We start from the raw sequence: 20,855 nt of genomic DNA, 5'->3' as shown, positions 1-20,855 counted from the left end.
GCAATATCCCCACCCGAGCATTTCCGCGGAAATGCTCTTCTGTTTTCTTCACGCAATTTCCGGACGCAAAACCGCTGCGCACTTTTGCTGGAATTGCTTTTGGCTCCGACAATCGAGGCCAGTCCTAACGATTCCCGCTTAGTTCTCAATCACCTCGGCGGTCACTTTCAATTTCCGCCGGTTACGCAAAGCAGGCTCAGCTCTTCGCCTTCTTCGCGGCCTTGATGGCGAGCGCGCGCTCGCGCAGCAGCGTTGCTCGGCCGGGCTTGATCTCCTGGCGGGCACGGCCGAGTGCCAGCGCACCGGCCGGCACATTGACGGTGATAACGCTGCCGGAGGCGATATAGGCGCCGTCGCCGATCGTCACCGGGGCAACCAGCGAGGAGTTGGAACCGATGAAGGCGTTTTCACCGATCACCGTCTCGCTCTTGTTGACGCCGTCATAATTGCAGGTGATCGTGCCGGCGCCGATATTGCTGCCGGCGCCGATGACGGCATCGCCGATATAAGTGAGGTGGTTGACCTTGGCGCCCTCGCCGATCCGGCCGTTCTTGACCTCGCAGAAATTGCCGACCTTGGCGCCGTTGCCGAGATCGGCGCCCGGCCGCAGCCGCGCAAAGGGGCCGACGGTGGCGCCCTGGCTGACATGGGCGCCCTCGATATGCGAGAAAGCATGGATGACGGCGCCGCTGTCGATCACCGCGCCGGGACCGAAAACGACGTTCGGCTCGATCAGCGCATCCTGGCCGATGACGGTGTCGTAGGCGAGAAAAACGGTTTCCGGCGCAATCATGGTGACGCCTGAAAGCATCATCTGGTGGCGGCGGCGCTCCTGCCAGAAGCGCTCGATGACGGCGAGTTCAGCCCGGGTATTGCAGCCGGTCATCTCGATCTCAGGGGCATCGACGGCGGTGACACGGCCGCCAAGCGAGCGAGCAATCTCGACCAGATCGGTCAGATAGAATTCGCCCTTGGCATTGGCGTTGCCGATGCGCGAGAGAAGATCGAGCGCCTTGCGGCCGTTGATCGCCATCAGCCCGCTGTTGCACCAGGTGACGGTGCGCTCGGCATCGGTCGCATCCTTCTCCTCGCGGATGGCGATGAGTTCGCCGTCCTTGACGAGCAGGCGGCCGTAGCCGGTCGGGCGGTCGGTGTGGAAGCCGATGACGACGATATCGCTGCCATCGGCAAGGCCCTGGCGGGCAGCCTTGAGAGGGCCGTCGGTCTGCAGCGGCACATCGCCGTAGGTGACGAGGATATCATCGTAACCCTTGGCGATCGCATCGCGCGCCGCCAAGACCGCATGGCCGGTGCCGAGGCGTTCCTTCTGCAGGCAGGATTCGATGCCGACACCGCCAATGCTTGCGGCCTTCGCCACCTCCTCGGCATCGCGGCCGACGACGAGCGCGACGGACGAAATGCCGGCGGAGGCGACCGCCTCGACCACATGGGCAATCATCGGCCGTCCGGCGACCGGATGCAGTACCTTCGATTTCGAGGATTTCATCCGCGTGCTGTCACCGGCGGCGAGGATGACGGCAAGACAAGTGCGTTCCATGATCTGCTCCGCGAATCCGCGCCATGAGGCGGCTTTGTTGCCTCATACTGCATAATTCCAGAAATCGGAATCGATTTTCGGAAAGCGCAATGCGTGGATTGAAAGTCGTGCAGCCTCTTTTTCCCGCCTGAAAACACGCGCGGCGCTGCAGGACAAGCAAGCCCTCACAAGGGTGAAATTGCGCCAGAAATCGGCACTATGAGGGTCTCAGAGCCGCGAGCGGCGAAGGCCTCGTGCACATGATGGCGGCCGTCCAGGATGACGAGTTCCATCGCGCGGCGCGCAGCAAGGCTGTCGCCGGCAACGATCGCGTCGACGATGCGCATGTGGGTGTCGGCGATATTGGCAAAGCCGTTTTCGGATGGCGGCGTGCTCATGCGGAACATGCCGACGAGGGCCGCTTCGATGAGGCTACCCAAGGTGCGCATGAAAGGATTGTGCGAGGCCTCGGCGAGCGCCAGGTGAAAATTAAGGTCGGCGAGTGCAAGGCTGTCGGCAGTATGGCCGCTCGCCGCCATCTCGAGCGCCAGTCTGCGCAGCGTCTCGATATCCTCGGCATTTGCCCGTTCGGCGACGAGACCGGCGGCGAAGGGTTCGATGGCGAGACGAATATCGTAGAGCTGCAGCAGGAACTCTTCCGTCACGCCATTGTCGAAATGCCAGGCGATGATCTCGCTGTCGAACATGTTCCAGAGGTTCTTTTCGGTCACACGCGTGCCGACCCGCGCCTTGGCGACGACCATGCCCTTGGCCGCAAGCGTCTTCATCGTCTCACGCAAGACGGTGCGGGACACCTTGAAGCGTTGCGCCAGTTCGGTGTCGCCAGGCAGGATCGAGCCGACGGGATAGGTGCCGGCGACGATACCCTTGCCGAGTTCGTCGACCACCTGCGCGTGGCTCGTCCGGGCTTTGCGCCCCGTCTTGCGGGTCTCATCCAATTTGTTGCGCAAGCGATCCCTCTCCCCTCAGGCGTACCTCTTGTTCAGACTGGAAACGAACAGGATGGCTTTTTGCATCAGAATGAATGCAAACAGCAGAAGGCCAATCAGGATCTTGGTCCACCAGCTCGACAGAGTGCCGTCGAAGGTGATGTAGGTCTGAATGAGCCCCTGGATCAGGATACCGATCAAGGTCCCCGCCACGAATCCCGCTCCTCCGGTCAGCAGCGTCCCCCCGATGACGACAGCCGCAATGGCATCGAGTTCGACGCCGACTGCTGCAAGAGAATATCCGGCAGAGGTGTACAGCGAAAACACGATCCCGGATAGGCCTGCCAGAAAACCCGACAGCGCATAAATCTGGATCGTCGTGCGTCCGACAGGCACGCCCATCAGCCGCGCCGTCTGCGGGCCGCCGCCAAGAGCATAGACGTTGGTGCCGAAACGAGTGCGCTGGGCAATGAAGATGCCGACGGCAAAGACCAGAAGCATGATGCCGCCGATCAACGTCAGCCGGCCTCCCCCAGGCAGACGCCAATAGAGGCTGGTCAGCGTCGAATAATATTCGTGATCGATCGGGATGCTGTCGATCGAAAGCACGAAGGCCATGCCGCGCGCCAGGAACATGCCGGCGAGCGTGACGATGAAGGCCGGCATTTCGAGATAGTGGATGATTGCGCCCATGACCGCGCCGAAGGCGGTGGTGATGATGAGCACAAGCGCGAAGGCGAGCAGCGGATGGATCGAGGTCTTCTGCAGGATCACCGCAAGGAAGACGCCGGTGAAGGCAATGACCGATCCGATCGACAGATCGATGCCGCCCGAGATGATAACAAAGGTCATGCCGACGGCGGCGATGCCGAGAAAGGCGTTGTCGGTCAAAAGATTGCCGATGACGCGCGTCGACAGCATGTTCGGATATTGCAGCGTACAGCCGGCATAGGCGAGCACGAAGATGACGATGGTCGCAAGCAGCGGCAGGTATTTAGAGTTCATTTCGGCTGCTCCCTGCCGCTCTGCCGGCGGCTGGCGAAGATGGCGAGCGATTGAACCGCTGGCGACTGGATGACGAGGATAACGATAATGATGACCGCCTTGATGATCAGGTTGAATTCAGGCGGGAAGCCGGAGGACAGAATACCGGTATTCACCGCCTGGATGATCATCGCGCCGATCAGCGATCCGAGAATGCTGAAGCGGCCGCCGAGCAGCGAGTTGCCGCCGACGACGACGGCGAGGATGGCGTCGAGTTCGAGCCAGAGACCCGCATTGTTGGCATCGGCGCCCTTGATGTCGGCGGCGACGATGATGCCCGCAATCGAGGCGCAGAGCCCGCTTAGCATATAGACCGCCATCAGCAGCACCGGGGTTTGAATACCGGAGAGCGTGCTGGCGCGGCGATTGATGCCGACGGCCTCGATCAGCATGCCGAGCGCCGTGCGGCGCACAAGCAGGATGACGAGCAGGCCGACGAGCAGCCAGATGACGACGGGCATCGGCAGGAGGGCCATGGAACCGCTGCCGAAGAAGGTCAAGCCGTCATCGTTGAAGGTCAGGATGGCGCCTTCGGTGATGAGCTGGGCGATGCCGCGGCCGGCGACCATCAGCACCAGCGTGGCGATGATCGGCTGGATATTGAGGACCGCCACGAGGAAACCGTTCCAGACGCCGCAGGCAATGCCGATCGCCAGCGTCAGGATGACGGTGTAGGCAACTGAATTGCCAGTGACAATCGATGAGGCGGCGACGGCGCCGCAGATGGCGACGACCGCACCGACCGATAGATCGATACCCTTGGTGGCAATCACCAGCGTCATGCCGATCGCCAATAGCGCCACCGGCGCGCCACGGTTCAGGACGTCGATCAGGCTGCCATAGAGCCGGCCGTTTTGAACCACAACATTAAAAAACTGCGGTGACGTGATGAAATTCAACAAAAGAATGACAATAAGCGCAATCAATTGCGGCGCCAGGCGATATGCCAGCGTCTTCAGCGAGGACTTCATGCATGCTCCATCTTGTGCTCAGCGGCGGCGATGGCATCGACGATACCGGCGGCGGTGATGCGCTCACCCGTCAGTTCGGCGATATGCTGCCTGTCGCGAAGTACGATGACACGTGAACTATAGGCGACAAGCTCTTCAAGTTCCGAGGAAATCACGATCAGCGACATGCCTTCGGCGCAGAGCTGTTCGATGAGCTTGATGATCTCGGCATGGGCGCCGACATCGATGCCGCGGGTCGGCTCGTCGAGGATCAGAAATTTTGGATTGGTCGCCAGCCAGCGGGCAAGGATCGCCTTTTGCTGATTGCCGCCGGAGAGCAGCCGGATCGGTTTTTCGCGATCGGTGGTGCGGATATCGAGCGCCTTGATGTAGCGGTCGGCAAGCGCATTCTGCTCGGCGCGCGACAGCGGCCGCGTCCAGCCACGGCGGGCCTGCAGCGCCAGGGCGATGTTTTCCCGGATCGACAGATCGCCGACGATGCCATCGGTCTTGCGGTCCTCAGGGCAGAAGCCGAAACCTTTTTCGATCGCGGCGCGCGGGCTCGAAAGCGTTACCGGCTGGCCGTCGATCGTGGCACTGCCGCTATCGGCATGTTCGATGCCGAAAAGCAGTTCGGCGGTTTCGGTGCGGCCGGAGCCGAGCAGCCCGGCAATGCCGACCACCTCACCGGCGCGCACGTCGAGATCGAAGGGCTTGACCTTGCCGCGTTTGCCATAGCCTGCAAAACGATATCTTACCTCGCCAGCCGCAACGCTGCGTTCCTTGACCGTCTCCTCGACATGCGCCAGTTCGCGGCCGAGCATCATGGCAATCAGGCCCTGGCGCGGCAGATCGGCGGCGTCGCGGGTGCCGACGAGCTTGCCGTTGCGCAGCACGGTGATGCGGTCGCTGATCGCATAGACCTGCTCGAGAAAATGGGTGATAAAGACGATGCCCAGACCGCGCTTCTTCAGGTCCTCGATAATGCGGAAAAGCAGCGCCACTTCCTGGTTGTCGAGGCTTGCCGTCGGCTCGTCCAATATCAGCACCTTGCCGGAAAGATCGACGGCGCGGGCGATGGCGACCACTTGCTGAACAGCGACGGAAAAACGGCCAAGCTCGGCGGTGACGTCGATATCGACGCCGTAGCCGGTCAGCAGGTCGCGCGCCTTGCGGTTCATCGCGCGCACGTCGGTCATGCCGAAACGCCTCGGCTGGCGTCCGAGAAACAGGTTTTCGGCAACGCTCAGATTGGTCAGGAGGTTGACCTCCTGGTAGACGGTGCCGATGCCGAGCTTCTGGGCGGCGAGCGTATTGGCCGGATTGATTTCCTGGCCATCGAGCATCAGGCTGCCCTCGTCACGATGATAGGCGCCGGTGATGCACTTGATCAGCGTCGATTTGCCGGCGCCGTTTTCGCCCAGCAACGCGTGCACCTCGCCCTTGCGCAGCGTGAAATCGACCTTGTCCAACGCCACTGCGCCGGGAAAGAATTTCGATATTCCGGAAGCCGCGAGAACGTTCTCGAAATCGTGAGTCATAAGGTCTGTTTTCCTGATATTGACGGCAAAAGCCGCGCCGCGGCCGGACATGATGTCCCAAGGCGGCAAGGCAGTTCCGCACCGGTCCATGACGGGCCGGTGCGGTTCTACAGCACCACGCGTCTTTTCAGGCGCGTGAGGCTGCAGCGCTTCGAATGCTGCAAACTTTATCGTCAAATCGATTCCGATTTCAGGAATTATGCAGCGGTGTCAAATCAGATCAGTAGCCCTGACCCTTCTTCTCTTCGTAGACCTTCAACGGCTCGTCGGCAGGCGTGTAGAGCTTGGATTCGGTCTGGATCCACTTCGCCGGAGCCTTCTTGTCCTTCAGATAGGCTTCGAGCGCATCGAAGGCCGGACCTGCCATGTTCGGCGTCAGCTCGACCGTAGCATTGCTTTCACCTTCGGACATGGCCTTGAAGATATCCGGAACGGCGTCGATGGAGACGACGAGGATATCCTTGCCTGGCTTCAGACCGGCTTCCTTGATCGCCTGGATGGCGCCGACGGCCATGTCGTCGTTATGGGCGTAGAGAGCGCAGATATCCTTGCCGCCATTCTCAGCCTTCAGGAAGCTTTCCATGACTTCCTTGCCCTTGGTGCGGGTGAAGTCACCGGTCTGGCTGCGAACGATCTTGAGGTTGTCGTGACCGGCGAGAGCTTCTTCGAAGCCCTTCTTACGGGCGATGGCCGGCGACGAACCGGTCGTGCCCTGCAACTCGACGACGTTGCACTTCTTGTCGCCGACAGTCTTGACCAGGAAGTCGCCTGCGACCTTGCCTTCATGGACCAGGTCGGAGGTGACAGCCGTCAGGTAGAGATCGTCCGGAGCCTTGATGGTGCGGTCGAGAAGGATGACTGGAATCTTGGCTTCCTTGGCTTCCTTCAGAACGTCGTCCCAGCCGGTTTCGACGACCGGAGCAATGAGAATAGCGTCGACGCCCTGAGCAATGAAGGAGCGCAGAGCCTTGATCTGGTTTTCCTGCTTCTGCTGCGCATCGGCAAACTTCAGATCGATGCCGCGCTTCTTGGCCTGCTCCTTGGTTACGGTCGTTTCAGCCGCGCGCCAGCCCGATTCCGAGCCGATCTGCGAGAAGCCGACGGTCAGCCCGGCGGCCGAAGCCGAACCGAACATGCAGGCAGCAAGCATCGTGGCACTCAAAAGTGCAGTCTTCAATTTCATGATTTCCTCCCAAGCCGCATCTCGCGGCGCAGGGTCAAAAAATCATATAGTATTACTTTTGTAAATCGGAATCTTTGCATGCACTGCAGCAAAAAAAGAGCGCCCACAAGGGGCGCTCTTCGCACTCGCGAAATGAAGACGGTTTATTGCGCCGGCAGCTTGTCGTCGACGCCTTCGACATAGAAATTCATGCCGAGCAGCGTGCCGTCATCGGCCTTCTCGCCGGCCTTCAGCCAGGGCGTGCCGTCCTGCTTGTTGATCGGGCCGGTGAATGGATGCAGTTCGCCTGACTTGATCTTGGCTTCGGTTTCCTCGGCCATCTTCTTCACGTCGTCGGGCATGTTGGTGTAGGGCGCCATCTTCAGGATGCCGTCCTTCAGGCCGTCCCAGCTCTGCTCGGACTTCCAGGTGCCGTCGAGAAGCGCATGGATGCGCTTGGAGTAGTAGGTGCCCCAGGTATCGACGATCGCCGTCATCTGCGCCTTGGGGCCGGCTGCGATCATATCGGACGCCTGACCGAAGGCGTGGATGCCGCGTTCTTCGGCAACCTGCATCGGCGCCGTCGTATCGGTGTGCTGCGTCAGTACGTCGACGCCCTGGTCGACCATCGCCTTGGCGGCATCGGCTTCCTTGCCCGGGTCGAACCAGGTGTTGACCCAGATGACCTTCAGCTTGAAGCTCGGATCGACCGACTTGGCGCCCTGCTCGAACGAGTTGATGCCCATCACCACTTCGGGAATCGGGAAGGAGGCGATGTAGGCCGCGCCGTGATTCTTCGAGGTCTTGGCGGCAATCTGGCCGAGGATGTAGCGGCCTTCATAGAAACGCGAATTGTAGGTGGCGAGGTTCGGGCCGGACTTGTAGCCCGTGCCGTGCTCGAACTTGACGTCCGGGAACTTGGCCGCAACCTTGACGGTCGCATCCATGAAGCCGAAGGACGTCGTGAAGATCAGCTTGCAGCCGGAACGGGCAAGACGCTCGATGGCACGTTCGGCATCCGGGCCTTCCGGCACGTTTTCGAGGTAAGGCGTGTCGATCTTGTCGCCGAATTCGGCCTGGACCTGCTGGCGGCCGAGATCATGCGCCTGCGAATAACCGCCATCGGTGTGCGAACCGACATAGACGAAGCAGACCTTCGTCTTGTCAGCAGCCTGAGCGGCCGACGAGATGCCGATCACGGCGGCGGCCGAAGCGGCGAGTGCGAATGCGTATTTTTTCATGGTAACCCCTGTTGGTTTGAAGTTGTTGCAGAAACCCGTCTTTATGGTGTTGCTTTATCGCTCCGGCACGAAGGCTTTTCCGAGCGAGGCGGGCGTATTGATCAACGTCGTGCGCCGATTATGGGAAATGATGATGAGAACCACAATAGTCGCGGCATAGGGCAGCATCGAGAGGAACTGCGAGGGAATGCCGAGACCGAAAGCCTGCGCGTGCAGCTGCAGGATGGTGACCGCGCCGAAGAGATAGCCGCCGGCAAGAACCCGCCACGGCCGCCAGGAGGCAAACACCACCAGCGCCAGCGTGATCCAGCCGCGGCCGGCGGACATGTTCTCCGCCCATTGCGGGGTGTAGACGAGCGATAGCTGGGCGCCGGCGAGACCGGCGCAGGCACCGCCGAACATCACCGCCAGATATCGCGTACGGATAACCTGAATGCCGAGTGCATGGGCCGAACCGTGACTGTCGCCGATCGCTCTCAGCTTAAGCCCGGCGCGGCTGCGGAACAGGAACCAGCTGACACCGACGACAAGCGCAATCGACAGGTAGAAGATCAGATCCTGCCTGAAGAGAACGTGACCAATGACCGGAAGATCCGACAAGACCGGGATGACGATCTCTCCCAGCCGGATGCCGGGCACGCTGACATAGGCCTCGCCAAGCATGCCGGAGGCGCCGAGGCCGAGAAGGGTGAGCGCCAATCCCGTCGCCACTTGGTTTGCCACCAGCGTCAGCGTCAGGAAGGCAAACAGCAGTGAGAAAAGCGCGCCTGAAGCAATGCCGCAGACAATGCCGACATAGGGCGAGCCCGACATCTGCGCGCCGGCAAAGGCGGCGACCGCGCCCATGATCATCATGCCTTCGACGCCGAGATTGAGTACGCCGGAACGCTCGGTGACGAGCTCGCCGAGGGCGGCGATGACGAGCGGTGTCGAAGCGGTAATGACCGTCAGCAGAATGGCTTCGAAGATGCTCATCCCGCCCTGCCCCTTAGCCGCGCCCAGACGATGCGGATTTTGTAATAAATCAGCGTATCGCAGGAGAGCACGAAGAACAGCAACAGGCCCTGGAAGACGCGGGTGACCTTGTCCGAGACACCGAGCGAAAGCTGCGCCGCCTCGCCGCCGAGATAGGTCAGCGCCAGCACCAGGCCGGAGGCGATGATGCCGAGCGGATTGAGGCGGCCGAGGAAGGCGACGATGATGGCGGTGAAGCCGTAGCCCGGCGAGATCGCCGGCTGCAGGTGACCGATCGAGCCGGAGACTTCGGCTATCCCCGCAAGGCCGGCAAGGGCGCCGGAGAACAGGAAGCTGAACCAGATCATCTTCTTCGACGAGAAACCGGCAAAGCGCCCTGCCCGTTCCGACTGGCCGAGCACGACGATCTCGAAGCCTTTCAGCGTATAACGCAGCATGAACCAGACGCCGATGGCCGCGACAATGGCGAAGATGAAGGCCCAATGCGCCCGGCCCGATTCTGCCCAGATTGCCGGCAGCACCGCCTCAGGGGCGAAATCGCGCGAGACCGGAAAGTTGAATCCCTTCGGATCGCGCCAGGCGCCGCGGATCAGCCAATCGAGGAAGAGCTGCGCGATATAGACCAGCATCAGCGATGTCAGGATTTCGTTGGTGTTGAAATGCGCCTTCAGCAGCGCCGGAATGGCGGCAAAGAGCGCACCGCCGAGCGCACCGAGGATGAGCATCAACGGCAGCACCAGCGGCGAATGCCAATCGTAAAAGACGATCGGCAGATAGGAGCCGGTAATGGCGCCGATGGTGAACTGGCCTTCGGCGCCGATATTCCAGTTGTTCGAGCGATAGCAGACCGCCAGGCCGACGGCGATCAGGATCAGGGGGGCTGCCTTGATCGCCAGTTCGTGCAGCGACCAGACCTCAAGCAGCGGCTCGACGAAGAAGGCGTTCAGCGCCTCCACAGGATCCTTGCCCAGCAAGGCGAACATGATGGCGCCGAAGACCAGCGTCAGGACAAGGGCCAGCAGTGGCGAGACGAAAGCATAGAGCTTCGAGACGTCGGGGCGTTTTTCGAGTTCAATGCGCATGGGGCGCCTCTTCATGCGCATGGCGCGCCTCCGGGGCATCGCTGCTCTGGTGCAGGCCGGCCATCAGCAGGCCGATCTTTTCGCGCGTCAGTTCGCCTGATGGGAACGGGCTGGAAAGCCTGCCTTCGCAGATGACGGCGATATCGGTCGCCACTTCGAAGATCTCGTCGAGATCCTGGCTGATGACGACAACGGCCGAACCGCTTCTGGCGAGATCGACCAGCGCCTGGCGGATGCGGCTTGCAGCACCGGCATCGACGCCCCAGGTCGGCTGGTTGACGACGAGCACCGCCGGCTGGCGGTCGAGCTCGCGGCCGACGATGAATTTTTGCAGATTGCCGCCGGACAAGGAGCCGGCGGCCGGATCGTCGCCGCTCTTGCGCACATCCATGGCCTCGGAAATCCGCCGTGCGGCAGATTTCACAGCACCATGGCGGATGATGCCGAGCAGGCCGAGAAACGCTTTGCGGTCCGACTGGCTGCGGGCGAGCACCAGATTGTCCGACAGTTTCATGGCGGAAACGGCGGCATGGCCGTGACGCTCCTCCGGCACGAAGCCGGCGCCAAGCAGCCGGCGGGCGGTGATGCCCTCGGTGCCCACCGGCTTTTTGCGGATGACGATCGCCTCAGCCGACGCGACCGGATATTCGCCGGACAGCGCATCGAAGAGCTCGCTCTGGCCATTGCCGGCGACACCGGCAATGGCAAGGATTTCGCCAGCGCGCACCGTCATCGAGACATCGCGCAGCGGCATGGCGAAAGGCGTGCGGGCGGCGACGGAAAGCCTGGCAACGGCAAGCTGGACTTCGCCCTTGCCGCTTCGCTCGGGATGGGTGACGGTCGCCACCTCGCTGCCGACCATCATCCGGGCGAGCGAGGCAGGCGTCTCCCGCTTCGGATCGCAGGCGCCGGTGACGCGGCCATGGCGCAGCACGGTGGCGCGATCGCAGATGCGCTGCACCTCTTCCAGGCGATGGCTGATATAGAGAACCGAACGGCCCTCAGCGCGCAGCTTGAACAGCGTCTCGAACAGCCGGTCGGCCTCCTGCGGCGTCAGCACCGAGGTCGGCTCGTCGAGGATGATCAGCTTCGGGTTCTGCAGCAGCGCACGGACGATCTCGATGCGCTGGCGCTCGCCGACCGAGAGATCGGCGACATGGGCATGCGGGTCGAGCGGCAGGCCGTAAGCTTGCGACAGTGCTCTCGCCTCCTCGGCAATCCTGTCGATCGGGATGGCGTCATCGAGCGAGAGTGCAATGTTTTCGGCAACCGTCAGCGCCTCGAACAGCGAAAAATGCTGGAAGACCATGCCGATGCCGAGCTTGCGGGCCTCACCCGGCGAGGTGATCGAGACCTGCTTGCCCTGCCAGAGGATATGCCCGTCCGTCGGCTCCAAAACCCCGAACAGCATCTTCACCAGCGTGGACTTGCCGGCGCCATTTTCGCCGAGAAGCGCGTGAATTTCGCCCGGCGCTATATCGAGATCGATTTCATTGCAGGCGGCAAAGCCACCGAAAAACTTCGTCAGCTTCTGGACGGATAATAACGCACCGGACTCCGGCACATTCAATGGCGACACGTTCCCCTCATTTCTTCTGCCAACCGGTCCGTTCGGATCTCATGGAATCAGCAGCGTCGTTCCTGTTGTTTTTCTTGTTTCCAGATCCGCGTGAGCCTGCCCAACCTCACGTAACGGATAGGTTTGATTGATATTGATACGCACTTTGTTGCTTTGCACAACATCAAATAGCGCTTTTGCACTATCGATCAATTCCCCGCGCGCGGCGATGTAGGTGAAGAGCGTCGGCCGCGTTGCAAACAGCGAGCCCTTTTGCGCCAGCGCGGCAAGGGTGAAATTCTCGATCGGCCCGGAGGATTGGCCGAAGGAGGCAAAAAGGCCGCGCGGCTTCAGGCAGTCGAGCGACTGTGGAAAAGTATCGCGGCCAATCGAATCATAGACGACATCGACGCCCTTGCCGGCGGTGATCTCGCGGACGCGGACGGCGAAGTCTTCGCTCTTATAGTTGATCACATGGTCGTAGCCATGGGCGAGCGCCAGTTGGACCTTGTCTTCAGAGCCTGCCGTGCCAATAACGGTGGCGCCGAGCGCCTTTGCCCATTGGCCGGCAATCAGCCCGACACCGCCGGCGGCGGCATGGAACAGGAGGACCGTCTCAGGGCCGACCTTGAAGGTGCGGTTCAGGAGATATTCGGCCGTCATACCCTTCAGCATCATCGCCGCCGCCGTTTCGAGTTCGATACCATCAGGCACGTGCACCAGATGGCGCGTCTCGATATTGCGCGCGGCGCTATAGGCACCATCGGCGCTGGCATAGGCGACACGGTCGCCGAGCTTGAAATCCGTAACGCCCGGGCCGACCGCAGTTACGGTGCCGGCGCCCTCCTTGCCGGTGACGAAGGGCAGGTGCGGCGCCTTGTAGGAGCCGTTGCGGAAATAGACATCGATGAAATTGAGACCGACCGCGGCCTGCCGGATCTGCACTTCACCAGCCGCAGGCGGCGCAAGGTCGAGCTCGATATAATCGAAAACCTCCGGCCCGCCCGTCCTTGAGAATGAAACCGCCTGCGTTTTGGTCATCGTGGTCATCCTATGCTTCGCGTCCAAGGGCGGGGAAGAATTGCAGCACCGCGCCGATGACGTAAAGATAGAGCCCGGTCACGATAAAGAGAATGAGCGCCCATTCCGGCGTGTCGAAGTGCATCAGCAGCGAAAAAATGCCGAGCGCCGACCACAGGAAGAAGACGCCGAGATTGAGCGGGCGCAGCCTTTTGACGCGGACCGGGTGCAGGAAATTGATCGGCAGGAAGGTCAGCACCACCGAAACCGCCACGACAGCGAGCGCCGTCGTCGCACTGGCATCGATGACGAACAGCGTGAAAACGATCATGTTCCAGACGACGGGGAAGCCGGAGAAGAAATACTCGTCGGTCTTCATGCCCATATCGGCATAGTAAATGGCGCTCGAGATGACGATCATGCCGGCGGCGACAAAGGACCAGGGCTCGCCGATCATGCCGCTCTGATAGAGCGCGAAGGCCGGCAGCAGCACATAGGTGACGTAATCGATGATATTGTCGAGCGTATCGCCAGACCAGTTCGGCAGCACTTCCTTGACGCGCACCTTGCGGGCGATCGGCCCATCTATGCCGTCGACGAGCAGGGCAAGGCCCAGCCACCAGAACATGTCGATGAAGCGGTGCTCGGCGGCGGCAACGACGCCGAGAAAGGCAAGGAAAGAGCCGGAGGCCGTCAGGATATGGACGGAAAAGGCGCGCATCTCCGCGTAAGGAACGCGCTTGTACTTAAAAATCTTCATATTCCCCCGACCGCCCTATCGCGCTCGCCCCGGCAAGCATCTTTTTTCGCCAACCATCACCGGATCCCTCTTCATGAATCGGGTCCCGACGCCGTAGGTCTTTGTTGTCGCACCGTTTTTGCCGAAAATCGGCCTGCAGTCCAGGCGCGCCGCCTTAATATGCATCCTTTGCCGGGCTTCGCCAGCGGGAAATACGACATTGCCCGCGAGCCATTGAATCCTGACAATGACATGCATATTTCCCTTCAGGAGTGCTGCGTGGAATGGAATACCTTTAATTCGAGCCCGATTTGTAATATCTCGCTCGCATCCGACAGTTCATCCGACGAATACGGGATCCGCTACCGCAATGAACGCGCCTGCAAAGACCGAAGACTTCGCCTCGTCCATCCCCGCCGGCGTCTACGCCGAGACGGTGCTCGATGTGACGCATTACACCGACCGGCTCTTCCGCTTCACGATGACCCGGCCGCAGGGCTTCCGTTTCCGTTCCGGCGAATTCGCGATGATCGGCCTGATGGTCGAGGGCAAACCGGTTTTCCGCGCCTATTCGATCGCCAGCCCCGCCTGGGCCGAAGAGCTCGAATTCTTCTCGATCAAGGTGCCGGACGGCCCGCTCACCTCGCATCTGCAGGCGATCAAGCCCGGCGACCAGGTATTGATGCGCAAGAAGCCGACCGGCACGCTGGTGCTCGATGCGCTGACGCCGGGCCGCCGTCTCTACATGTTCTCGACGGGAACGGGCATTGCGCCTTTCGCCAGCCTGATCCGCGATCCAGAGACCTATGAGAAGTTCGAGGAAGTCATCCTCACCCATACGACTCGCGATGTCGCCGAGCTGAAATACGGTTTCGACCTCGTGCACGAGATCCAGAATGACGAATTGCTGAAGGAAGTCGTCGGCGACAAGCTGCGGCATTATCCGACGGTGACGCGCGAGGATTTCGAATATCGCGGCCGCATCACCGACCTGATCTCCTCAGGCAAGCTGTTTACCGATCTCGGCGTGCCGCCGCTCGACCCAGTGATCGACCGCGGCATGATCTGCGGTTCCTCGGCGATGTTGAAGGATACCAAGGAACTGCTCGAAAAGGCCGGCCTCTATGAAGGCGCCAACAGCAAGCCTGCCGAATTCGTTATCGAGCGCGCTTTCGTCGGCTGACGTTTTTCCGACAATCCGATCTGACAGCGGCTCCGAAAACGGGGCCGTTTCTATGTGTGGGCGAGATAGTCGATGAGCACCGCCATGGCGGTGCGCGCCTCATCCGCCCTGCCCTGATGGATGGCGCGGATGACGGCGACATGCAGCGCAGTGGCGCGGTCCATGCGCTCCGGGTTTGCCGTCGAGTACCAGAGGCGACGCGCATGCGTCTGCACCGGGCCGAGCGCCGCCATGATGAAGCCGTTCGGGCAGGCATCTTCGAGGATTTCGTCGAAGGCCTTGTCGGCGCCGAAGAAGCCGGCGAGATCGCCGGTGACGGTGCATTCCTCCATCGCCCTGGCGCAGTCGCTGAGACGCGCACGCTGCTCGTCCGTTGCATGTTCGGCAACGAGGCTCGCTGCAATCGGCTCCAGCTCACGGCGCACCTGCATGACATTGCCGTGATCTCCAGGCGCGATCTCGGCCACTTGCAGCCCGACACGCGGCTTCACCAGGATCAGCCCCTGCCAGGCAAGTTTTTGAATGGCCTCGCGCACCGGCGTACGCCCATGGCCCGCCATATCGATCAACTGCTTTTCGGTAACCAGCGCCCCAGGCTTCAGCGCCAGCGTGACGATCAGATGCTCGAGCGCGAGATAGGCAAGATGGCTCTGTGACGTCTGCATGCTGGAGTCCAATGCCTGAATCTGATATATCACATAGTGGCACGGTCAAAAACCGAAGACAAGTCAGCATTGAAATATCAGAATAGAGACAAATAGATAACAGCGGCGTGAATTTGGGCGACTTGGGTGCGTCCCATGTCTTTCTACTCTTGTGGACTGAACCTTATCGGAGGGCGCCATCATGCCGCTCAACAGACTGGTGATCTATGCCGCGAATGTCGAGGACACGGCGCGGTTTTATGAGAAGCACTTCGATTTCAAGGCGACCGGCCTGCCTGACGACAGGATCGTTGAACTCGTCGCCCAAGACGGCGGCGCGAATATAATGCTTCATCAGGCTGCCAAGGGGCAGCGTAGCGGCCAATCCATCGTCAAGCTCGTATTCGACGTAGAGGACGTCGAAGCCTTTTGCATGCGATGTGCAGAGAATGGCCTGGAATTCGGCGCTGTTCATAAGGCTGACGGTTATGTGTTCGCCAATGCAAAAGACCCGTGTCAAAATCCGATCTCGGTGTCCAGCCGAGCTTTTCGCAAGAGCTGACCGAGGGGGTATGTGCCGCTTTGGTGAAGCGCCCGACGCGGCGTGGCTCTTCCCATTGGGGTGAGTTTGGCAAGAGTGCCAACTCCGGTTTCCGTCATCCTCGGCCTTGAGCCGAGGATCCATGCCACTGCCGCTGGTAGATGTGATGTGGATGCTCGGCTCAAGGCCGAGCATGACGGAGGGTGGGGCGGGTGAAAGGAGTTCCTTCGCGGCGTTTTTGCCATGACGCGTTCATCACACGTCACTCATGCCGTAGCGCCTCGATCGGATTGAGCTGCGCAGCCCTTCTCGCCGGGAAATAGCCGAAGATCATGCCGATGGCGGCGGAGAAGAGGAAGGCGACGGCGACCATCGTCGGGCTGAAGACGAAGGGGACTTTCAGGAGCGTTACGGCGCCGAAGCCGAGGCTGAGGCCGAGGGCGATGCCGGTGATGCCGCCGAACAGCGACAGCGCCACCGCTTCGACCAGGAACTGGGTGAGCACCTGGCTTTCGAGCGCGCCGATCGCCAGGCGGATGCCGATTTCTCGGGTGCGCTCGGTGACGGAGACCAGCATGATGTTCATGATGCCGATGCCGCCGACGAGCAGGCTGATGGCCGCGACGGCGCCGAGCAGGCCGGTCAACAGCGTCGTCGTGCCGGTCATCGCCTCGGCGATCTGGGTCATGTCGTTGACGTTGAAATCGTCCTGCCGGCCGGGCACGATCTTGCGGCGCTCGCGAAGGAGATCTTCGACATCGGACTGCACCTTGGCTGTGGAGACGCCGTCGCGCGCCGAGATGATGATCTGCGGCACATTGCTGTTGCCGCTGATGCGCCGCTGGAACACCTTGACCGGCATGATGACGACATCGTCCTGGTCGGTGCCCATGCCGGACTGGCCGCGCTTGGCGAGCACGCCGATAACCGGGCATGAGACCTTGCCGACGCGGATCTGCTGGCCGATCGGGTCGGCGGCGCCGAAGAGCTGCGAGCGCACCGTCTCGCCGATGATGCAGCGGGACTGGCCACGTTCCTCGGCCGGGGTGAAATTGCGGCCGAGCGCCAGGCTCCAGTCCTGGGCGACGAAATAGTCATTGGTAGTGCCGGAGACGCTGGTCGAATGGTTTTGGCCGCCGAAAATCACCGTGGCTGTGGACTGGTTGAGCGGCGCTACGGCTCTGAGGCCGCCGATCTGGTCGCGGATGGCGGTGACATCCTTCACGCTGAAGCGCTTGGCCTCGGAACTCGCCCGGCCAGGGCCGAACTGCCCGGGGCGGACGAACAGCATGTTGGTGCCGAGCCGCGACAGTTCGGTCGAGACCTGCGCGGTCGTGCCGTTGCCGATCGTTACCAGGGCGATGACGGCGGCGACGCCGATGACGACGCCGAGCACAGTCAGGAACGAGCGCAGCATGTTGCGGCTGATGGCGCGCAATGCCAGTTTCAGCGTCTCAAAAAACATGATCCGCCCTCCTCCGGTGCTCGACCTCGGTCTCCAGCTTGCCGTCGACGAATCTCAGCAGCCGCTGCGCATAGGCAGCGATATCGGGTTCGTGCGTGACCATGACGATGGTGATGCCCTGCTCGCGGTTCAGCCGGGTCATCAGATCCATGATCTCGACGCTGGTCTTGGTGTCGAGGTTGCCTGTCGGCTCATCGGCGAGCAACAGCGCCGGTTCGGTGACGATGGCGCGGGCGATGGCGACGCGCTGCTGCTGGCCGCCTGATAGTTCCTGGGTCTTGTGATGTTCGCGGCCGGAGAGGCCGACCAGCGCCAGGGCTTCGCGGGCCCGTTCGCGCCGCTCGCGCACCGCCATGCCGCGATAAATCAGCGGCAGCTCGACATTTTCGACGGCCGAGGTGCGTGACAGGAGGTTGAAACCCTGGAAGACGAAGCCGAGCATATGACGGCGCAGGAGCGTCAGCTGGCTTCGGTCGAAGCCGCTGGTGGGAATGCCTTCGAAGATGTAATCGCCAGCACTCGGCACGTCGAGACAGCCGAGAATGTTCATCGCCGTCGACTTGCCGGAGCCCGACGGGCCCATGATCGCGACGAATTCGTGGGCGTTGATTGCAAGATCGACATGGTCGAGCGCGCGGATCGCCGCCTCACCCTCGCCGTAGATTTTCGAGACCTGCCTGAATTCGATGAGCGGCGGGCTTGCCATCCGTCTCTCCGCCTAGTTCGCACGCGTCGTGGCGTCGGTCACCAATGCGTCGTTTTCTTTGAGGTCTCCGGAGACGACCTGGGTGAACTGGCCGTCGGACGAGCCGACCTGGATGACGACCGGTGTGGGCCGACCGTCGCGCAGCACCCAGACGCGCCGCTCAGCGCCCGTCAGCGCCTGACCGGAATTGCCGCCGCCGCGCTGGCGCGGCGGGCCGAAGATCCCGAAAATGCCGCGGCCGCGCCTTCCGGCCTGCGCCGGAGCATAACGTAGCGCGGTGTTCGGCACCATCAGCGTATCCTTGACGGCCTGGACGGTGACGTCAGCCGTCGCCGTCATGCCGGGGCGCAGCAAGAGGTCGGCATTGTCGACGGAGAGGACCGCTTTATAGGTCACGACATTGTTGACCACTTCGGAGGCGAAGCGGATCTGCTCGATCTCGGCGGGAAAGCTGCGGTCAGGGTAAGCGTCGACCGAAAACTTCGCCTTCTGGCCGACGGCGATCTGGCCGACATCGGCCTCGTCGACATCGACCTGCAGCTCCATCTTTTTCAGATCGCCAGCGATGGTGAAAAGAATCGGCGCCGAAAGCGAGGCTGCGACCGTCGCACCCGGATTGACGGCGCGGGTGAGGATCACGCCGTCGATCGGCGAGATGATCTTCGCCTTGGCGAGATTGACCTCGGCAAGCTGCAGGTCGGCCTCCGAAGCCAGCACCTCGGCTTCGTTGATCTGTTTGGCGGCGACGGCGGAATCATATTTGTAGCTGGCGTCGTCGAGGCTCTGCTGGGTGGAGACATTGCTCCTGACCAGGCTCTTCAGCCGCTCGAGCGAGGTGCCCGCCGATTGCATGTCGGCATTCGCCTTGACGACATTCGCCTTGGCCGAATTGAGCTTGGCGCGCGAACTTTTCACATCCGCCTCGAGCTTGTTGGTATCGAGCAGCGCCAACACGTCGCCCGCTTTGATCGTGCTATTGTAATCGACGTTGACGTCGCGGACCGTCCCGGAAAGTTCGCTCGATATATCCACCTGCTCGGTCGGCTGCACCGAGCCGGTGGCGGTGACCAGCACCGTCAGGTCGCCGCGTTTTGCCGGCTGGGTGGCGTAGCTCACTTCACTTTCCCCGCGGCCCATATAGAAATATGCAGCGCTTGCTGCAGCAGCGGCGAGAATCAGCAGGATGAGCAGGCGTCCGCGCCAGCGGCTGCGCTTGCCCTGCCGTCCCGATGCGGCAAGGACCGCTGCGAGATCGGACGCGCCGCTCGTCTGTGCCCCGGTCTTCTTGCCGGTTCCGGTATCGTTCATGTCATCCTCGTCAGTCAGTGGCTGCCTTGGCCCTCTAGTGAAATAATCACAGCGCAGATGAACCGGGCATTATCATTGCCGCCGAAGTGGCACGGAATTGCGGATGGGGGAAATGAAATATTGGTAAGAAAAGTCAAGTTTTGGCGCGGAGCGCTCGTCAGTCGGCATCCTCGCCAAATTGGCCAGCGCTCGGCAGCTGAGGCAGCCAGGGTTCGCGTCGCTTGATCCAGACTTCATGATCCGGGACAAGGTCCGTCGGCGGATCGTCGAGCGAGCCGAGACGGATTTCTGTCGTCTCCTCCTGCAGGCAGAAAAGCCTGCTGCCGCAGGCAGGGCAGAAGCTGCGGCCGGCAAAGGTGGCGATCTCGCCGCTGTGGGAAAATGCCCGGCGCGGCCAGACCGCGAAGAAGACGAAGGCGGAGCCGCTCGATTTGCGGCAATCGGCACAGTGGCAAAGGCCGACACGAAGCGGCTCACCTTCCACGCGATAGGCAACCGCCCCGCACAGGCAGCTTCCGGTCCGCATCCGCATGGCCGCCGTCAGGCGTCGAGGCTGGTGGGCAGCCCCGGCGGGCGCCGCTTAGCCGCCATCAACAGATCGAGTTCGGTGGCGGAGGGGCCGAACTTCTCGTAGAGGCGCTTGGCCTCCTCGTCATCCAGCCGGTATTTCCTGGCAAATTCGCTGATGCTGTAGGGGCGGCCACGCAACACTCTTCGCGCCGGGGTCGCCGTATTCGGTGCGTCGGACATGGGTTTCTCCTTTCGTTCCATGCCTGTTAAGCTAGAGCGACGAGGTCAATTGGAAAGAGCCCGCTGGCTGCAACGGCCATTCCGGCATGGATGGACCGTTGGACTGCGGAACCTTCCTGCCGCCACCCGCATTGTCGAAGCGAGGTTGCGGGCCGCGCCAAGCGGACACGGCAGTGCTGGAGAACATCGGGATTTTTCCGCTTTCTCCCGATGGCCAACGAAACGGCAGGCGAGCTCCCTACCCGCCCGGTCCGCTTCCTCAATCCCTGTTTTCGAAACGAGATCACGAAATATTAAAATTGGGAACACATGCGCCGGAGCAAGGTTCTTCCTGGAGTTGCCCCATAAAAACCGGACAGGATCAGATTTCTGTTTGACGGTTTAAGAACTCGCGGGGAGATCGATATCCCAAAGCTTTGTGCGGGTGAAGCGTGTTGTAATGCTCGAACCACAATGGCA

The 20,855-nt window shown here is 61.5% G+C and carries 21 protein-coding genes; 2 read left to right on the top strand and 19 right to left on the bottom strand.

What is annotated here, in order from left to right; translation table 11 throughout:
- Window positions 1-196: 196 nt before the first annotated feature.
- From glmU to pcsA, 12 genes are all read right to left on the bottom strand, one after another.
- Window positions 197-1,558, bottom strand: coding sequence for a bifunctional UDP-N-acetylglucosamine diphosphorylase/glucosamine-1-phosphate N-acetyltransferase GlmU (gene glmU, locus GR197_RS27490; RefSeq protein WP_164015364.1), 1,362 nt, complete (start codon window positions 1,556-1,558; stop codon window positions 197-199).
- A 164-nt stretch (window positions 1,559-1,722) separates the two neighbouring features.
- A complete protein-coding gene (locus GR197_RS27485; protein ID WP_164015362.1) occupies window positions 1,723-2,508 on the bottom strand; it encodes a FadR/GntR family transcriptional regulator in 786 nt (261 codons plus the stop codon).
- Between the two features lie 15 nt (window positions 2,509-2,523).
- Window positions 2,524-3,492 carry a galactofuranose ABC transporter, permease protein YjfF gene (yjfF, locus tag GR197_RS27480; RefSeq protein WP_164015360.1) on the bottom strand — a complete coding sequence of 323 codons (969 nt, stop codon included), beginning with the start codon at window positions 3,490-3,492 and terminating at the stop codon, window positions 2,524-2,526.
- On the bottom strand, window positions 3,489-4,502 hold the full coding sequence (locus GR197_RS27475; RefSeq protein WP_164015358.1) for an ABC transporter permease: 1,014 nt from the start codon (window positions 4,500-4,502) through the stop codon (window positions 3,489-3,491). Before GR197_RS27475 ends, yjfF begins: the two co-directional genes overlap by 4 nt.
- Entirely contained in the window at window positions 4,499-6,022 is a 1,524-nt protein-coding gene (gene ytfR, locus GR197_RS27470; protein ID WP_164015356.1) for a galactofuranose ABC transporter, ATP-binding protein YtfR, read from the bottom strand. Before ytfR ends, GR197_RS27475 begins: the two co-directional genes overlap by 4 nt.
- Window positions 6,023-6,242: 220 nt before the next feature.
- Window positions 6,243-7,205, bottom strand: coding sequence for a galactofuranose ABC transporter, galactofuranose-binding protein YtfQ (ytfQ, locus tag GR197_RS27465; protein ID WP_164015354.1), 963 nt, complete (start codon window positions 7,203-7,205; stop codon window positions 6,243-6,245).
- Window positions 7,206-7,348: 143 nt separating this feature from the next.
- Window positions 7,349-8,425 (bottom strand): BMP family ABC transporter substrate-binding protein, encoded by a 1,077-nt coding sequence (locus tag GR197_RS27460; protein ID WP_164015352.1) that lies wholly within the window; start codon window positions 8,423-8,425, stop codon window positions 7,349-7,351.
- A 54-nt stretch (window positions 8,426-8,479) separates the two neighbouring features.
- Window positions 8,480-9,400 carry an ABC transporter permease gene (locus GR197_RS27455; protein ID WP_164015350.1) on the bottom strand — a complete coding sequence of 307 codons (921 nt, stop codon included), beginning with the start codon at window positions 9,398-9,400 and terminating at the stop codon, window positions 8,480-8,482.
- Complete coding sequence (locus tag GR197_RS27450; RefSeq protein WP_164015348.1) at window positions 9,397-10,482, bottom strand: ABC transporter permease; 1,086 nt, start codon at window positions 10,480-10,482, stop codon at window positions 9,397-9,399. Before GR197_RS27450 ends, GR197_RS27455 begins: the two co-directional genes overlap by 4 nt.
- Entirely contained in the window at window positions 10,472-12,061 is a 1,590-nt protein-coding gene (locus GR197_RS27445) for an ATP-binding cassette domain-containing protein (RefSeq protein WP_164015346.1), read from the bottom strand. The genes GR197_RS27450 and GR197_RS27445 overlap by 11 nt, the downstream gene beginning before the upstream one ends.
- Window positions 12,062-12,100: 39 nt before the next feature.
- Entirely contained in the window at window positions 12,101-13,081 is a 981-nt protein-coding gene (locus GR197_RS27440; RefSeq protein WP_164015344.1) for a quinone oxidoreductase family protein, read from the bottom strand.
- 10 nt (window positions 13,082-13,091) lie between these two features.
- Window positions 13,092-13,820: a phosphatidylcholine synthase gene (gene pcsA, locus GR197_RS27435; RefSeq protein WP_164015342.1), complete on the bottom strand. Its 729-nt coding sequence runs from the start codon at window positions 13,818-13,820 to the stop codon at window positions 13,092-13,094.
- 349 nt (window positions 13,821-14,169) lie between these two features.
- Here pcsA and GR197_RS27430 point away from each other — a divergent pair, with 349 nt between their 5' ends.
- Window positions 14,170-14,982 (top strand): ferredoxin--NADP reductase, encoded by an 813-nt coding sequence (locus tag GR197_RS27430; protein ID WP_164015340.1) that lies wholly within the window; start codon window positions 14,170-14,172, stop codon window positions 14,980-14,982.
- 50 nt (window positions 14,983-15,032) lie between these two features.
- On the opposite strand, the gene GR197_RS27425 is transcribed toward GR197_RS27430, so the two are convergent.
- Entirely contained in the window at window positions 15,033-15,647 is a 615-nt protein-coding gene (locus tag GR197_RS27425; protein WP_164015338.1) for a GntR family transcriptional regulator, read from the bottom strand.
- A gap of 181 nt (window positions 15,648-15,828) precedes the next feature.
- Here GR197_RS27425 and GR197_RS27420 point away from each other — a divergent pair, with 181 nt between their 5' ends.
- The gene (locus GR197_RS27420; RefSeq protein WP_164015336.1) at window positions 15,829-16,188 is read left to right on the top strand and encodes a VOC family protein; all 360 of its coding nucleotides are present in this window, start codon (window positions 15,829-15,831) and stop codon (window positions 16,186-16,188) included.
- Window positions 16,189-16,429: 241 nt separating this feature from the next.
- On the opposite strand, the gene GR197_RS27415 is transcribed toward GR197_RS27420, so the two are convergent.
- The 6 genes from GR197_RS27415 to GR197_RS27390 form a co-directional block, all read right to left on the bottom strand.
- Entirely contained in the window at window positions 16,430-17,632 is a 1,203-nt protein-coding gene (locus GR197_RS27415; RefSeq protein WP_164015333.1) for an ABC transporter permease, read from the bottom strand.
- Entirely contained in the window at window positions 17,622-18,338 is a 717-nt protein-coding gene (locus GR197_RS27410) for an ABC transporter ATP-binding protein (protein WP_164015331.1), read from the bottom strand. The genes GR197_RS27415 and GR197_RS27410 overlap by 11 nt, the downstream gene beginning before the upstream one ends.
- Before the next feature lie 12 nt (window positions 18,339-18,350).
- Complete coding sequence (locus GR197_RS27405) at window positions 18,351-19,646, bottom strand: efflux RND transporter periplasmic adaptor subunit (protein ID WP_164015329.1); 1,296 nt, start codon at window positions 19,644-19,646, stop codon at window positions 18,351-18,353.
- A gap of 157 nt (window positions 19,647-19,803) precedes the next feature.
- Window positions 19,804-20,178: a GFA family protein gene (locus tag GR197_RS27400; protein ID WP_164015327.1), complete on the bottom strand. Its 375-nt coding sequence runs from the start codon at window positions 20,176-20,178 to the stop codon at window positions 19,804-19,806.
- An 8-nt stretch (window positions 20,179-20,186) separates the two neighbouring features.
- Window positions 20,187-20,396: a hypothetical protein gene (locus GR197_RS27395; RefSeq protein ID WP_164015325.1), complete on the bottom strand. Its 210-nt coding sequence runs from the start codon at window positions 20,394-20,396 to the stop codon at window positions 20,187-20,189.
- A 361-nt stretch (window positions 20,397-20,757) separates the two neighbouring features.
- On the bottom strand, window positions 20,758-20,855 hold a 98-nt coding region (locus GR197_RS27390), incomplete at its 5' end, for an integrase core domain-containing protein (protein ID WP_156536171.1).

Origin of the sequence: Rhizobium phaseoli, from assembly GCF_010668805.1 — a bacterium.
In the GTDB taxonomy this organism is placed as follows: Bacteria; Pseudomonadota; Alphaproteobacteria; order Rhizobiales; family Rhizobiaceae; genus Rhizobium; species Rhizobium phaseoli_A.
This window is presented reverse-complemented; position numbering and strand designations above follow the sequence as displayed.

Coding starts and splice junctions, on each gene's coding strand:
- ytfR (WP_164015356.1), bottom strand. CDS start 6,022: ATGACTCACGATTTCGAGAACGTTCTCGCGGCTTCCGGAATATCGAAA.
- yjfF (WP_164015360.1), bottom strand. CDS start 3,492: ATGAACTCTAAATACCTGCCGCTGCTTGCGACCATCGTCATCTTCGTG.
- GR197_RS27460 (WP_164015352.1), bottom strand. CDS start 8,425: ATGAAAAAATACGCATTCGCACTCGCCGCTTCGGCCGCCGCCGTGATC.
- GR197_RS27440 (WP_164015344.1), bottom strand. CDS start 13,081: ATGACCAAAACGCAGGCGGTTTCATTCTCAAGGACGGGCGGGCCGGAG.
- pcsA (WP_164015342.1), bottom strand. CDS start 13,820: ATGAAGATTTTTAAGTACAAGCGCGTTCCTTACGCGGAGATGCGCGCC.
- GR197_RS27475 (WP_164015358.1), bottom strand. CDS start 4,502: ATGAAGTCCTCGCTGAAGACGCTGGCATATCGCCTGGCGCCGCAATTG.
- GR197_RS27455 (WP_164015350.1), bottom strand. CDS start 9,400: ATGAGCATCTTCGAAGCCATTCTGCTGACGGTCATTACCGCTTCGACA.
- GR197_RS27405 (WP_164015329.1), bottom strand. CDS start 19,646: ATGAACGATACCGGAACCGGCAAGAAGACCGGGGCACAGACGAGCGGC.
- ytfQ (WP_164015354.1), bottom strand. CDS start 7,205: ATGAAATTGAAGACTGCACTTTTGAGTGCCACGATGCTTGCTGCCTGC.
- glmU (WP_164015364.1), bottom strand. CDS start 1,558: ATGGAACGCACTTGTCTTGCCGTCATCCTCGCCGCCGGTGACAGCACG.
- GR197_RS27420 (WP_164015336.1), top strand. CDS start 15,829: ATGCCGCTCAACAGACTGGTGATCTATGCCGCGAATGTCGAGGACACG.
- GR197_RS27415 (WP_164015333.1), bottom strand. CDS start 17,632: ATGTTTTTTGAGACGCTGAAACTGGCATTGCGCGCCATCAGCCGCAAC.
- GR197_RS27430 (WP_164015340.1), top strand. CDS start 14,170: ATGAACGCGCCTGCAAAGACCGAAGACTTCGCCTCGTCCATCCCCGCC.
- GR197_RS27400 (WP_164015327.1), bottom strand. CDS start 20,178: ATGCGGATGCGGACCGGAAGCTGCCTGTGCGGGGCGGTTGCCTATCGC.
- GR197_RS27425 (WP_164015338.1), bottom strand. CDS start 15,647: ATGCAGACGTCACAGAGCCATCTTGCCTATCTCGCGCTCGAGCATCTG.
- GR197_RS27410 (WP_164015331.1), bottom strand. CDS start 18,338: ATGGCAAGCCCGCCGCTCATCGAATTCAGGCAGGTCTCGAAAATCTAC.
- GR197_RS27395 (WP_164015325.1), bottom strand. CDS start 20,396: ATGTCCGACGCACCGAATACGGCGACCCCGGCGCGAAGAGTGTTGCGT.
- GR197_RS27450 (WP_164015348.1), bottom strand. CDS start 10,482: ATGCGCATTGAACTCGAAAAACGCCCCGACGTCTCGAAGCTCTATGCT.